Raw genomic sequence first — 12,853 nt, 5'->3', positions numbered from 1 at the left:
CGCCTGCGCTAAACGGTTTCCCAAATCGCCTTGCCCTGCCAGCGCCGTTCGATCGCCGCCAGAAACAGTTTCACTTTGGGGGAGAGATGGCGTCGGCTGGGATAGACGGCGCAGATCGGCGGCCCCGGGCGACAATAGCGTTCCAGCACCGGCACCAGCGTGCCGGCCGCCATCTGTTCACCGACCAGAAACGCCCCTACCTGACACAGACCGGCCCCGGCGACGGCTGCATCCCGCAATGCCTCGACGTTGTTGAAACGCATCCGGCCGCGCACCGGCTGTTCGTGCAGTTGGCCGTTAACCCGATAGCGCCAGGGCGCCGGCAATCCCTGGTGGCTGAAGACCAGCGTCTCGTGATCGCCCAGCGCCTCCGGTGTCGCAGGCGTGCCGTAGCGCGCCAGATAGTCCGGCGCCGCGCAGGTGATCAGGCGGTGCGGCGCGAGCACCCGCCGCACCAGCCGACTGTCGTCGCTGCCGCCGACGCGGATCGCCACATCGATACCGTCGCGCACCAAATCGCTGTAATCGTCGGAGAAGCTGACGTCGGCGTCCACCTCCGGCCACTGCGCCAAAAATTCCCGCAGAATCGGCAAAATATGCAACCGCCCCAACGAGACCGGCACATCCAGCCGCAGCCGCCCGCGCGGGGTTTGCCGCCGCGTATTGAGCGCCGTTTCCGCCTCTTCGGCCTGCGACAGGATGCGCTGCGCATATTCGTAAAACACCGCGCCGTCTTCGGTCAGGCTGACGCTGCGCGTGGTGCGTTGCAGCAGCCGGGTCGCCAATCGCGCCTCCAATCGGTTCACGCATTTGCCCGCCGCCGATCGGGAGATGCCCAGTCTCTCGGCCGCCAGCGTGAAGCTGCAGGCGTCGGCGACGCGAATGAATACCAGCAGGTCGGTCAGGTTATCCAACGGCATAGACGGTAAATTAGCCACGCTTTGTCCCCAATGTTGCGCATTCAGGCCAGTTTATCAGCCATTTTGGCGCGGATACACTGAGGTTCTTCATCTGTTGGGAGAGTCATTATGAGTGCCTTACACGCCGACGGCGGCGCAAAAGCGTGGCTGGCGACCTTCGCGGTCGGCCTGTCCACCTTTACCGTCGTCACCGCAGAAATGCTGCCCGTCGGGCTGCTGACCCCGATCGTCAGCACCCTGAACGCATCGATCGGCCGCTCCGGGCTGCTGATTTCCCTGCCGGCCCTGTTCGCCGCGCTGTTCGCCCCGCTGGTGGTGCTGGGCGCCCGGCGCACGGACCGCCGCAACCTGCTGGCGGGCTTTCTGCTGCTGCTGATCGCCGCTAACCTGCTGGCCGCCGCCGCCACCTCCCTGGCCCTGCTGTTCGCTGCGCGCATCCTGCTGGGTTTTTGCATCGGCGGTATCTGGGCCATCGCCGGCGGGCTGGCGGAACGCCTGGTGCCGCCGGCCTCCGTCGGATTGGCGCTGTCCATCATCTTCGGCGGCGTAGCGGCGGCCTCGGTGTTCGGGGTGCCGCTCGGGGTATTCCTCGGCGAAGCGCTGGGCTGGCGCATGGCGTTTCTGGCGGTCGCCGTTCTGGCGGCGCTGGCCCTGCTCCTGCTGGTATGCGTGCTGCCGCCGCTGCCGGTCACGCAGGCGATCGGCTGGCGGTCGTTCACCGCGCAACGCGCGAATCGCCAGCTGCTGACCGGGCTGCTGCTGACGTTTCTGCTGGTCGCCGGTCACTTTATGGCTTACACCTTTGTCCGTCCGCTGCTGCAGACGGTCTCCGGCATCGAGAGCCGCTGGGTGGGGCCGCTGCTGTTCGCCTACGGCATCGCCGGCCTCGTCGGGAATTTTATCGCCGGCCAGGCCGCCGCCAAACGACTGCGCCGCACCCTGGCGCTGATCGCCCTCGGGCTGGCGCTCGCCGTCCTGCTGCTGCCGCTGCTGGGCCACACGCCGCTGAGCGGCGGCGCCTTCCTGCTGCTGTGGGGCATCGCCTACGGCGGCGTTTCCGTTGCGCTGATGGCGTGGATGCTCAAGGCGGCTCCCGATGCGGCCGAGGTCGCCTCTTCACTGTATATCGCGCTGTTTAACCTGGCGATTTCCTGCGGTTCGCTGGTGGGCGGGCTGGTGGTGGATGCCGGTGGCCTGACGATAAACGGCGCGCTGTCCGGCCTGGTGCTGCTGCTGGCGTTGGCCATCCTGATGGGGACCCGGCGGCAGAGGCCGAAAACGGCGGCGAAAGCCGATTCGCCGCCGGGGTGAATCAGGCGCGGCGCTGCCGCAGGCCGTAAACCAACACCACCGCGAAGCACAGCAGCGGCAGCAGATAAGAGAGCGCGGTGCTGTAACGGTCGGCCAGCGCCCCCATAAAGTAAGGCATGATGGCGCCGCCGACGATCGCCATGATCATGAACGAGCTGGCGCGCTTGGTGTGCTTGCCCAGATTTTTCACCCCCAGGGCGAAAATGGTCGGGAACATGATCGACATAAAGAAGAACACCGCGATCAGCGCCACCACCGAGACGCCGTCTACGCTCAGCATTACCACGCCGCACAGCGCGATGTTGATCAGCGCATAGACCGCCAGCAGCGTCGCCGGTTTGACCCGTCCCATCAGCCAGGTGCTGAAGAAACGTCCGACCATAAAGCAGACCATGGCGATCGACAGCAGGTAAGAGGCGCTCTGGTTAGACACCTCGCGCCAGTGCTCGGTGGCGTAGTTGATGAAGAACGCCCCCACGCCCACCTGCGCCGCCACGTAGAAAAACTGCGTGATGACCCCACCGACGAAATGCGGATGCTGCCACAACCCCTGCGCTATCACGCCGTGCACCGGTTTTTCCTCTTCGCGGATCGCCGGCAGCCGGGTGCGGCTGAACAACAGCGCGATCAGCAGCACCAGCGCGGCGATCGCCACATAGGTCATCTTCACCGCGCTCTGATCGCCGCCGCCGACGGACTGGCCGGCGGAGAAGAACAGCGTGCCGCCGATCAGCGGGCCGATAAACTGCCCGAGGCCGTTGAACGACTGGGCCAGGTTGAGCCGCCGTTCGGCGCCCTGCGCGTCGCCCAGCACCGTGGCGTACGGGTTGGCCGCCGTTTCCAGGCAGCCCAGGCCGCTGGCGATAACGAACAGCGCGAACAGGAATACGGCGAAGCTGTTGGCCGACGCCGCCGGCACGAACAGCAGCGCGCCCAGTGCGTACAGGCACAGCCCGACCAGAATGCCCGCCTTATAGCCCTTGCGATCCATGAAATAACCGGCGGGCAGCGCCACCAGGAAATAGGCGCCGAAGTACGCCGCCTGCAGCAGCCCCGACTGCGCCTTGGTGACGTGCAGCGTCTCCTGAAAATGTTTGTTTAATACGTCCAGCAGGCCATAGGACAGCCCCCACATGAAGAACAGGCTGGTGACCAGGATAAAGGCCCAGCGCAGATTGGCGGTCACGGGGACGCCCGGCTGCGCGGAGGCCGCACTTTTTTCAGCAAGCATGGTGATACCCTCGTATCGTCTGGCGATGATGATGTTGGCGTTATTGCTGTTGCAGAGAGAAAATCCGCGCCATTTCCACCCATTTTTCGCCCTGCGGCGTCCAGGGGGTGGCGGCCTGGTAGTGCCACATCAGCGCTTCCCATCGCTGCACTTCGGGGTTGTTCAGGCTGGCGGCGTCAAAACGCGCGGCGTCGAAATCGGCGCTGACCTCCACGATCATGAACAGCCGGGTGCCTAACCGGTAAATCTCCATGTCCAGAATGCCGTGCTCGCGCAAATGCGCGGCGATGCCCGGCCAAATGCGCTGATGATGCTGCTGGTACTCCGCAATCAGCGCCGGTGAGTCAATCAGATCGAGCGCCTGGCAGAAACGGCGCCGCCCTGCCGCCGCGCCGCTCACGTCAGCGCCCGATCGAGATGCAGGTAGCCGCCGTCCACCGACAGCCACTGTCCAGTGGTGTGTGATGACCGCGACGACAGCAGAAACGCCACGGTATCGGCGATCTCCTGCGGCGTGGTCATGCGCTGCCCGAGCGGAATGCGCGCGGTGATCTTCTCCATCTGCCGCTGCGGCTCGGCGAAGGTGTTGAGCCAGCGCTGGTACTGCGGGGTGATCACCTCCGCCGGCACCACCGCGTTCACCCGCACCCCATCATGGCGCAGCGACACCGCCCATTCGCGCGTCAGCGCCAGCACCGCGCCCTTGGCGGCGGTGTAGCCGCTGGTGCCCCCCTGCCCGCTGAGTGCGGTCTTGGAGGCGATGTTGACGATGGCGCCCCGGCTCTCCCGCAGCGCCGCCTGGCACAGGTGCGCCATCAGGTAGTAATGCACCAGATTCTTTTCCAGCGAGCCGACGAACGCTTCGCGCCCCGCCTCCAACCCGACGCCGTCGTTGACCCCGGCGTTGTTCACCAGCCCGTCAATGCGGCCGAAGGTCGCCAGCGTCTGGCTGACCGCCCGGCGGCAGGCCGCCTCGTCGCACAATTCGGTGAGGATCACCCCGGTGCGCGGCTGCAACCGCTGTAAATCGGCCAGCAGCGCCGCCTCCGGCGCGGCGTTGGTGACCAGCACCGGGATCGCCCCTTCCTCGGCCAGCACATGAGAAATCGCCGCGCCGATGCCGGCACCGCCGCCGGTGACCAGCACCACCTTATCTTGCAGATACAGATCCATAACCAGACTCCGTTAACCCGTAAATTCTCCAGGCGGTGTCGCCCCAAATCGCCGCCTGCTCGGCAGCCCCCAGCGTCGAGAGGGCCCGTTCACACAGTTGCACCACCTGGCGGTAGTCGCCGGCCAGCAGGCACACCGGCCAATCGGAGCCGAACATCAGCCGCTGCGGGCCAAACGCCTCCAGCGCGGCATCGAAGAACGGCAGCAGTTCTTCCGCGCGCCACCGGCCACCCGGCGCCTCGGTGATCAGCCCCGACAGCTTGCAGGCCACGTGCGGCAGCGCCGCCAACGGCCGGATTTGCTGCGCCCAGTGCCGCGCGCCGCGCATGATGTCCGGCTTGCCGAAGTGATCCAGCACCAGCCAGTGTTGGTCGTGGCGGCCGGCAAACGCCGCCGCGGCCGCCAGATCCCGGTGCGTCACCAGGATCTCGTACACATACCCGGCGCGCTGCAGCGTTTGCATGCCGCGATCCACCTCCGGCCGCGCCAGCCAGGCCGCCGGATCCGCTTCGTCCTGCACCTGATGACGCACCCCGCGCAGCGCGCTGTAAGGCCGCCAGGCCTCCAGACGCTGCGCCAGCTGTGGCGCGGCGATATCCAACCAGCCCACCACGCCGCATACGCCCTCGCTCTGCTCAGCCAGCGCCAGCAGGGCCAGCGTCTCGTCCTCGCTGGGGCGCGCCTGCACCGCCAGTGCGCCGTCGAAGCCGTGTTCCTGCAACAGCTGCCGCAGCCGGGGCGGATCGAAATCCTGTCGCAGCACGCGCATCCGCTCGTCGATCCACGGGTAGTGCTGCGGGTGGTAGCGCCAGTAGTGCTGGTGAGCGTCGATGCGCGGCATGCGATCCTCCCGCCTCACCCGCGGAACCGATACTGCTCGATCGACGACGGATGCATCTCGATCGAGTAACCGGGACGGCTCGGCGGCATGTAGGCCGCGCCGTTGATCACGCAGGGATCGACAAAGTGTTCATGCAAATGATCGACGTACTCGATCACCCGCCCTTCGTGGGTGCCGGCGATGCACAGGTAGTCGATCATCGACAGGTGCTGCACGTATTCGCACAGCCCGACGCCGCCGGCGTGCGGGCAGACCGGCAGCTGGTATTTGGCCGCCATCAGCATCACCGCCAGCACTTCGTTGACGCCGCCGAGACGGCAGGCGTCGATCTGCACCACGTCCACCGCGCCGCGCATGATGAACTGCTTGAACATGATGCGGTTCTGGCACATCTCACCGGTGGCCACCTTGACCGGCGCCACCCCTTCGCGGATGCGGCGATGCCCTTCCACGTCGTCCGGGCTGGTCGGTTCTTCGATAAACCAGGGGTTGGCGAACGCCAGATGTTTCACCCACGGAATGGCTTCGCCCACCTCCCACACCTGGTTGGCGTCGATCATCAGCCGGCGATCCGGGCCGATCACCTCACGGGCGATGCGCACCCGGCGAATGTCGTCTTCCAGATCGCGCCCGACCTTCAGCTTCAGGTAGGAGAAACCGGCGTCGACCGCTTCCTGGCACAGGCGGCGCAGCTTGTCATCCGGGTAACCCAGCCAGCCGGCGGAGGTGGTGTAACAGGGGTACCCTTCCTGCAGCAGCCGCTCCAGGCGCCGTTCTTTGCCCTCGGCCCGCTGTTTCAGCAGCGCCAGCGCTTCCTGCGGCGTGATGCAGTCGGTGATGTAACGGAAGTCGATGCAGCGCACCAGTTCCTCCGGCGTCATCTCCGCCACCAGCCGCCACACCGGCTTGCCGACCGATTTGGCCCACAGATCCCACACCGCGTTGACCACCGCGCCGGTCGCCAGGTGAATGGCGCCTTTGTCCGGCCCGATCCAGCGCAGCTGGCTGTCGCTGGTGAAGCGCCGCCAGAAGGCGCCCATGTCGGCGGCGATCGTCTCCAGTTGCTCACCGACGATCTGATGTTCCAGCGCGCGGATCGCCGCGCAACAGATCTCGTTGCCGCGCCCGATGGTGAACGTCAGCCCGTGGCCGCTGAGATCCGTGCGATCGGTCTCCAGGATCACGTAGGCGGCGGAATAGTCGGGATCCGGATTCATGGCGTCGGATCCGTCCAGCCCCAACGAGGTGGGGAAGCGAATGTCTTCAACCCGCAGTGCGGTAATGGTGGTCATGGCGGCGCTCCCGGTTAAGCCTGTACGGTTTGCTGGCGCTGTTCGCCCAGCCCTTCGATGCCCAGACGCATCGTCTGGCCCGCCCGCAGATAGACGGGCTGCGGTTTCTGCCCCATGCCGACGCCCGGCGGCGTACCGGTGGAGATCACGTCGCCCGGCTGCAGGCTCATAAAGCGGCTGAGGTAGCTGACGATCTGTGGAATGCGGAAAATCATGGTGCTGGTGTTGCCGTCCTGATAGCGCTTGCCGTCCACCTCCAGCCACAGGTTCAGACTGTGCGGATCGGCGATTTCGTCGGCGGTCACCAGCCAGGGGCCGATCGGCCCGAAGGTGTCGCAGCCTTTGCCCTTGTCCCAGGTGCCGCCGCGCTCAATTTGATATTCGCGTTCTGAGACGTCGTTGATCACGCAATAACCGGCGACGTGGCGCATCGCGTCCGCTTCGCTGATGTAGCGCCCGCCCAGGCCGATCACCACGCCCAGCTCCACTTCCCAGTCGGTTTTCTGCGAGCCGCGCGGGATCTCCACCCGGTCGTAGGGGCCGACCACCGCGCTGGTCCATTTGTTGAACACCACCGGTTCTTCAGGAATGGTCGCGCCGGTTTCCGCCGCGTGATCGGCGTAGTTCAGGCCGATGCAGATGAACTTGCCGATGCCGCCGACGCAGGCGCCGAGGCGCGGCTGCCCCTCGACCAGCGGCAACGCGGCGCTGTCCAGCGCGCGCAGTTTGGCGAGCGACGCCGGCGATAACGCGGCGCCGCCCACGTCGGCGATATGCTGCGACAGATCGCGCAGGCGGCCCTGCGCATCCAACATGCCGGGGCGCTCTTGCCCGGGTTGCCCATAACGTAAAAGTTTCATGCGTTCCTCTCTCAAAAATGGCGGCTCAGTTGCTCCAGCCGCCGTCGATGATCTGCACCGTGCCGGTGGTGTACGAACTGGCGTCGGAGGCCAGATACAGCGCCAACTGGGCAATTTCCTCGGTGGTGCCGATGCGCCCGATCGGCTGGCGGGCAACGAACGCCTGATACACCTCTTGCTCGCTACGCCCCTGCTCGCGCGCCTGCTCGGCGATGCGCTGACGCAGCGACGGCGATTCCACCGTGCCGGGGCAGATGGCGTTGCAGCGGATGCCCTGGGTGACGTAATCCGCCGCCACCGAGCGCGTCAGGCCAATCACCGCCGCCTTGCTGGCGCCGTAGGCGAAGCGGTTCGGCACCCCTTTCACGCTCGAGGCCACCGAGGACATGTTGATGATCGAGCCTTTGCCGCGCGCCAGCATGCCCGGCAGGAAGGCGCGGATCATGCGGAACATCGCGGTCACGTTGAGATCGAGCGCGAACGCCCACTGATCCTCGCTGCAATCGAGGATCGATCCGCTGTGCACCACGCCGGCGCAGTTGAACAACACGTCGATCGGGCCGATCGCTTCCGCCGCTGCCGCGATGGCGGCCGGATCGGTGACGTTCAGCGCCAGCGCGCGGATCCCGGCGCAGCCCTGCAGGCGCTCGAGGTTGATGTCGCTGGCGATCACGTCGGCGCCGGCGGCGGCGAACAGCCTGGCGGTGGTGAATCCGATCCCTTGCCCGGCGGCGGTGATCAGTACGCGTTTCCCGGTTAAATCCATCTTGACTCCTCGGCCTAAAGGTCTAATGGTCAGGCCACTAGAGGCGGTTAAAGGTCAGGCCTCTAACATGACAAAAGACGCTTTACGCGTTATCGTTGGGGGAAGAAGTTAATAAAAACAGCCTTGAAACCGCATTTCGATTAACCTTTTTTTTACACTTGAATAACGATTACTCAAGCGCCTTGTCGCATAATTGTGCGCCAAATCACTGAACGCCGAATCGTCAAAGGTCAAAAATGCCGATTACCCGACTGGAAAACCCAAGGATTTACAGACAGATAGCTGACCAGCTCAAACGTCTTATCGAGAACAACGAATTTCCGCCGGGCAGCCGCCTGCCCTCGGAGCGCGATCTTGCCCAGCAGTTGCAGGTCAGCCGCGCGTCGGTGCGCGAGGCGCTGATCGCGTTGGAAGTGATCGGCCTGGTGGACGTCAAGGTGGGCAACGGGGTGATCGTGCGTTCGCAAACGCCGCCGCCGGCGTCGCAAGAACCGGTCATGGCCCAGGCCGGCCGCAACCAGTGGGCGGAAATCGACGACGAACTGAATATCGAGCTGGATTTCAACGCCGAGCTGCCGCCGTTTTCACTGCTGCAAACCCGCCTGTTGATCGAACCGGAGACCGCCGCGCTGGCCGCGCGCCACGCCACCGACGAAGAGCTGGCGGGCATCCGCGCCGCCTATGAGCAGAACTGCCGCGATAACCGGGCCGGCTCCGCCACCCACCCCGGCGATCGGCTGTTCCACATCCGCATCGCCCAGGCCAGTGGCAACCCGGCCTATGCGTTCATCATCGGGCACCTGCTCGGCCACCGTTACGGCAGCATGTTCCGCGTGCTGCAGCGCCACTATACGCCGGACGACATGCCGCACCGCTCCGAGCTGGAACACCGGGCGATCCTGGCGGCAATTGAAGCGCGCGACGTGCGCGGCGCCCGCAAGGCGATGAAGGCGCACCTGGACGAAGTGATCGCCATTTTCGCCCGCGCGCAATAGGCCGCGGCGGTTAAAAATTTTTATCGCCACCGCTCTTTTTTCTACATGCAGCAGGGGCCTGGGGGCATTACACTGGGCGACGAATAACGCCCTTTCCCGCTGCATTGTTAAATGGATAACGACCGTTGAAGAACTCTGTCTCCGCTTTATTGCTGGCGCTGGGCCTGTGCGCCGCGCCGCTGGCCGTGCAGGCCGCGCCCCCGCAGCTGGCTTCGCAAATCGTCGACCAGTATGCCGAACATATTTTCTACAACAGCGGCGCCACCGGCATGGCGCTGGTGGTAATCGACGGCAATCAAGTGGTTAACCGCAGCTTTGGCGACACCAAGCCCGGCAACAACCTGCGCCCGCGCCCGGATTCGCTGATCCGCATCGCCTCGATCACCAAGCTGATGACCAGCGAAGTGATGGTGAAGATGGCGGCGGAAGGCCAGGTCAAGCTGACCGACCCGCTGCGCAAATATGCCCCCAAGGGCGCCTATGTGCCGGCTTACAACGCCAGCCAGCCGATCACCTTATTGAACCTGGCGACCCACACCAGCGCGCTGCCGCGCGAGCAGCCGGGCAAGAAGCCGCCGAAAACGCCGGTGTTCACCTGGCCGACCAAGGCCCAGCGCTGGCAGTGGCTGGCGCATGCCAACATCACGACGCCGCCGGGCGTGCACGCCGCGTATTCCAACCTGGCGTATGATCTGCTGGCCGACGCGCTGTCGCGCGCCGCGGGCAAGCCATACAACGCGCTGCTGAAAGAGAAAATCACCGCACCGCTCGGCATGGTCGACACCACGCTGACGCCGAGCCCTGAACAATGCTCGCGCCTGATGGTGGCGGCGGCCGGCCCAAGCGCCTGTCGCGACACCACCGCCGCGGCCGGCAGCGGCGGCGTCTACTCCACCCCGCGCGACATGCAGCGCTGGATGCAGCAGTTCCTCTCCTCCAGCGCCAGCGGCCCGCGCAAAGCCACCGCCGCCAGCGAGCAAACCATGTACTTCCAGCGCCACGATCTGGTGTCGCTGAAGGGCATGGACGTGCCGGGGCAAGCGGATGCATTGGGATTGGGCTGGGTGTATATGGCGCCGAAGGACGGGCTGCCGGGCATCATTCAGAAGACCGGCGGCGGCGGCGGATTCATCACCTATATGGCGATGATCCCGGCGAAAAACGTCGGGGTGTTCGTGGTGGTGACCCGTTCGGAGCTGAGCAAGTTCACCAACATGAGCGATCCGGTCAACCGCCTGGTGAGCGATCTGGCGGCCAACAAGAGTTGAGATGAGGGGCGCAGCTGGCTGCGCCCCCAGGCGTCAGGCCGGCACCGCCATCTGATGAATCACCGGATGGAAGTTGCGCTTGAAGTAGATCAGGCCGTTGCCCGCTTCGCTCAGCGCGATCTGCTTGATCTGCACCAGGTACATCTGGTGGGTGCCGATGCTCTGGATCTGCTCGATCTCCCCTTCCAGGCTTGCCAGGGTATTGCGCAGCACCGGCTGCCCCAGCGCGCCGAGCTGCCACTCTTCCAGCCGGAAACGATCTTCCATGCTGACGCCGGTCATGCCGGCGAAGTGGCGCGCCATCAGCTCCTGCTCGTGGTTAAGCACGTTGACGCACAGCCTGCGGTTTTCCTGAAACACCGGGTTCATCGCGCTGTTGCGGTTGATGCACACCAGCAGCGTCGGCGGCGTATCGGTCACCGAACACACCGCCGTGGCGGTGATGCCGCAGCGCCCCGCCGGGCCGTCGGTGGTGACAATATTCACCGCCGCCGACAAGCTGGCCATGGCGTCGCGAAAGCGCAGCCGCTGTTCATTTTCCTGAGACATACAACCTCCTCCTGAATTACTTCAGCAGATTATCCAACTGATTAATATCGTCATTGTTCCGCAGGTGCGGCACCTTCCAGCCGTGCTGATCGTAATCGGCCAGGCACTTGTCGACCATCTGCATCATGCGATCCATGTTGCCAGATCCCTGCGCATGGCGCAGGCACTGCAGGCGGATCTCATCCTGGCTGCCGGCGTAGTTGATCTCATACAGCTCGTGGCGCCCGCCGAACTCGCTGCCGATCGCATCCCACATCAGTTTGAGGATCTTGATGCGCTCGACGTGATCCATGCCGTCCGATCCGCGCACGTAGCGCGCCAGGTACTTGTCGATCTCCGGGTTGTTCATGTCGCGCACGCTGGACGGCAGATAGATCAGGCCGCTGGTGACGTTCTTCTCGATGATGTGTTTCACCTTGGTGTAGGCCATCGGCGCCATCACGCGGTAGGTTTGCAGCGCGGCGGAATCCGGCAGGTAAGCGCCGTTTTCCCATTGCGTGGCTTCGGCGCACATCGCGTCGCTCAGCGACCAGAACAGGTTGCGCCAGGCCACCACTTCACCCAGATCGGCCTGCACGCCGCGGAACTCCAGCACGCCGGTGCACGAGAGGCTCTTTTGCAGCAGCGCGGTGATGAAATCCATCTTCACCGCCAGACGCACGCAGGCCTGCAGCGGGAACAGCCGGGCGAAACCGCCCTGGGTGCTCCAGCGGCGACAGCGGTCGAAATCGCGGTAGATCAGCACGTTTTCCCACGGGATCAGCACATGATCCATGATCAGGATCGCGTCGTTCTCGTCGAAGCGGCTGGTCAGCGGGTAGTCGAACGGCGAACCGGTGGCGCCGGCCACCAGCTCGTAGGAGGCGCGCGAAATCAGCTTCACCCCTTCGGCATCCATCGGCGCCACGAACATCAGCGCAAAGTCAGGATTATCGCCCATCACCTGCGCCGAACCGAAACCGATGAAGTTGTAGTGGGTCAACGCCGAGTTGGTAGCCACCACTTTGGCGCCGCTGACGATGATGCCAGCGTCGGTTTCTTTCTCCACCTGAATGTAGACGTCCTTCACCTCGTTGACCGGCTTATGACGATCGATCGGCGGGTTGACGATAGCGTGGTTGAAATAGAGCCCGGTTTCCTGAATGCGTTTGTACCAGTGGCGCGCGTTGTCGGCGAACTGGCCGTAGAACTCCGGATAAGCGCCCAGCGCGCAGCCGAAGGCCGCCTTATAATCCGGCGTGCGCCCCATCCAACCGTAGCTTTGGCGCGACCAGTCGGCGATGGCGTCACGCTGCTGGCGCATCTCTTCCGGGCTGCGGGCATAGCGGAAGAACTTGTGGGTGTAACCGCCGTTGCCGGTGTCGGTATTCCAGCACAGGCGATCCTGGCTGGCCGGATCGTGCAGCGCGTCGTACAGCTGGCCGACCGAGGCCGCCGCATTGCGGAACGCCGGGTGGGTGGTGACGTCTTTTACGCGTTCGCCGTAAATGTAGATTTCGCGGCTGTCCTGCAAACTTTTCAGGTACTCGGCGCCGGTGAACGGACGCTTGCTGTCGGCACGAAAGTCTTCTGGTTTCATCGGGTCTTCCTCGTAATCGGCATTTTTCAGGCCGTGGAGTCGGCCATTTGTTAAAATAATGTTTTCTT

13 protein-coding genes are annotated in these 12,853 nt (G+C 64.6%); 3 read left to right on the top strand and 10 right to left on the bottom strand.

Annotation, left to right across the window (positions count from 1 at the left end; all coding sequences use genetic code 11):
• Positions 1–8: 8 nt before the first annotated feature.
• The gene (locus ACMGG9_RS01640) at positions 9–920 is read right to left on the bottom strand and encodes a LysR family transcriptional regulator (protein ID WP_033651358.1); all 912 of its coding nucleotides are present in this window, start codon (positions 918–920) and stop codon (positions 9–11) included.
• A gap of 108 nt (positions 921–1,028) precedes the next feature.
• Between ACMGG9_RS01640 and ACMGG9_RS01635 the strand changes: the two genes are divergently transcribed.
• On the top strand, positions 1,029–2,231 hold the full coding sequence (locus ACMGG9_RS01635) for an MFS transporter (RefSeq protein ID WP_414161874.1): 1,203 nt from the start codon (positions 1,029–1,031) through the stop codon (positions 2,229–2,231).
• A 1-nt stretch (position 2,232) separates the two neighbouring features.
• On the opposite strand, the gene fucP is transcribed toward ACMGG9_RS01635, so the two are convergent.
• Genes fucP through ACMGG9_RS01600 form a run of 7 tightly spaced genes read right to left on the bottom strand, consistent with a single transcriptional unit; the run spans position 2,233 to position 8,394 of the window.
• Positions 2,233–3,462 carry an L-fucose:H+ symporter permease gene (gene fucP, locus ACMGG9_RS01630; protein WP_033651360.1) on the bottom strand — a complete coding sequence of 410 codons (1,230 nt, stop codon included), beginning with the start codon at positions 3,460–3,462 and terminating at the stop codon, positions 2,233–2,235.
• A 40-nt stretch (positions 3,463–3,502) separates the two neighbouring features.
• Entirely contained in the window at positions 3,503–3,862 is a 360-nt protein-coding gene (locus ACMGG9_RS01625; RefSeq protein WP_015376547.1) for an L-rhamnose mutarotase, read from the bottom strand.
• On the bottom strand, positions 3,859–4,635 hold the full coding sequence (locus ACMGG9_RS01620) for an SDR family oxidoreductase (protein WP_033651361.1): 777 nt from the start codon (positions 4,633–4,635) through the stop codon (positions 3,859–3,861). The genes ACMGG9_RS01625 and ACMGG9_RS01620 overlap by 4 nt, the downstream gene beginning before the upstream one ends.
• Positions 4,613–5,476 carry an amidohydrolase family protein gene (locus ACMGG9_RS01615; protein WP_414161873.1) on the bottom strand — a complete coding sequence of 288 codons (864 nt, stop codon included), beginning with the start codon at positions 5,474–5,476 and terminating at the stop codon, positions 4,613–4,615. Before ACMGG9_RS01615 ends, ACMGG9_RS01620 begins: the two co-directional genes overlap by 23 nt.
• A gap of 14 nt (positions 5,477–5,490) precedes the next feature.
• The gene (locus ACMGG9_RS01610; RefSeq protein ID WP_223084973.1) at positions 5,491–6,768 is read right to left on the bottom strand and encodes an L-fuconate dehydratase; all 1,278 of its coding nucleotides are present in this window, start codon (positions 6,766–6,768) and stop codon (positions 5,491–5,493) included.
• Positions 6,769–6,782: 14 nt separating this feature from the next.
• A complete protein-coding gene (locus ACMGG9_RS01605; protein WP_414161872.1) occupies positions 6,783–7,628 on the bottom strand; it encodes a fumarylacetoacetate hydrolase family protein in 846 nt (281 codons plus the stop codon).
• 25 nt (positions 7,629–7,653) lie between these two features.
• The gene (locus tag ACMGG9_RS01600) at positions 7,654–8,394 is read right to left on the bottom strand and encodes an SDR family oxidoreductase (protein WP_033651365.1); all 741 of its coding nucleotides are present in this window, start codon (positions 8,392–8,394) and stop codon (positions 7,654–7,656) included.
• 236 nt (positions 8,395–8,630) lie between these two features.
• Between ACMGG9_RS01600 and ACMGG9_RS01595 the strand changes: the two genes are divergently transcribed.
• Both ACMGG9_RS01595 and ampH read left to right on the top strand, forming a co-directional pair.
• Positions 8,631–9,389: a FadR/GntR family transcriptional regulator gene (locus ACMGG9_RS01595; RefSeq protein WP_033641770.1), complete on the top strand. Its 759-nt coding sequence runs from the start codon at positions 8,631–8,633 to the stop codon at positions 9,387–9,389.
• Between the two features lie 125 nt (positions 9,390–9,514).
• On the top strand, positions 9,515–10,657 hold the full coding sequence (gene ampH, locus ACMGG9_RS01590; RefSeq protein WP_164057717.1) for a D-alanyl-D-alanine-carboxypeptidase/endopeptidase AmpH: 1,143 nt from the start codon (positions 9,515–9,517) through the stop codon (positions 10,655–10,657).
• A 33-nt stretch (positions 10,658–10,690) separates the two neighbouring features.
• On the opposite strand, the gene hpaC is transcribed toward ampH, so the two are convergent.
• Both hpaC and hpaB read right to left on the bottom strand, forming a co-directional pair.
• Positions 10,691–11,206 (bottom strand): 4-hydroxyphenylacetate 3-monooxygenase, reductase component, encoded by a 516-nt coding sequence (hpaC, locus tag ACMGG9_RS01585; RefSeq protein WP_016929186.1) that lies wholly within the window; start codon positions 11,204–11,206, stop codon positions 10,691–10,693.
• Between the two features lie 16 nt (positions 11,207–11,222).
• The gene (gene hpaB, locus ACMGG9_RS01580; protein WP_004933158.1) at positions 11,223–12,785 is read right to left on the bottom strand and encodes a 4-hydroxyphenylacetate 3-monooxygenase, oxygenase component; all 1,563 of its coding nucleotides are present in this window, start codon (positions 12,783–12,785) and stop codon (positions 11,223–11,225) included.
• Between the last annotated feature and the right edge of the window lie 68 nt (positions 12,786–12,853).

It is taken from the genome of Serratia sp. BNK-10 (genome assembly GCF_047456065.1).
GTDB classification, from domain to species: Bacteria; Pseudomonadota; Gammaproteobacteria; order Enterobacterales; family Enterobacteriaceae; genus Serratia; species Serratia ureilytica.
This window is presented reverse-complemented; position numbering and strand designations above follow the sequence as displayed.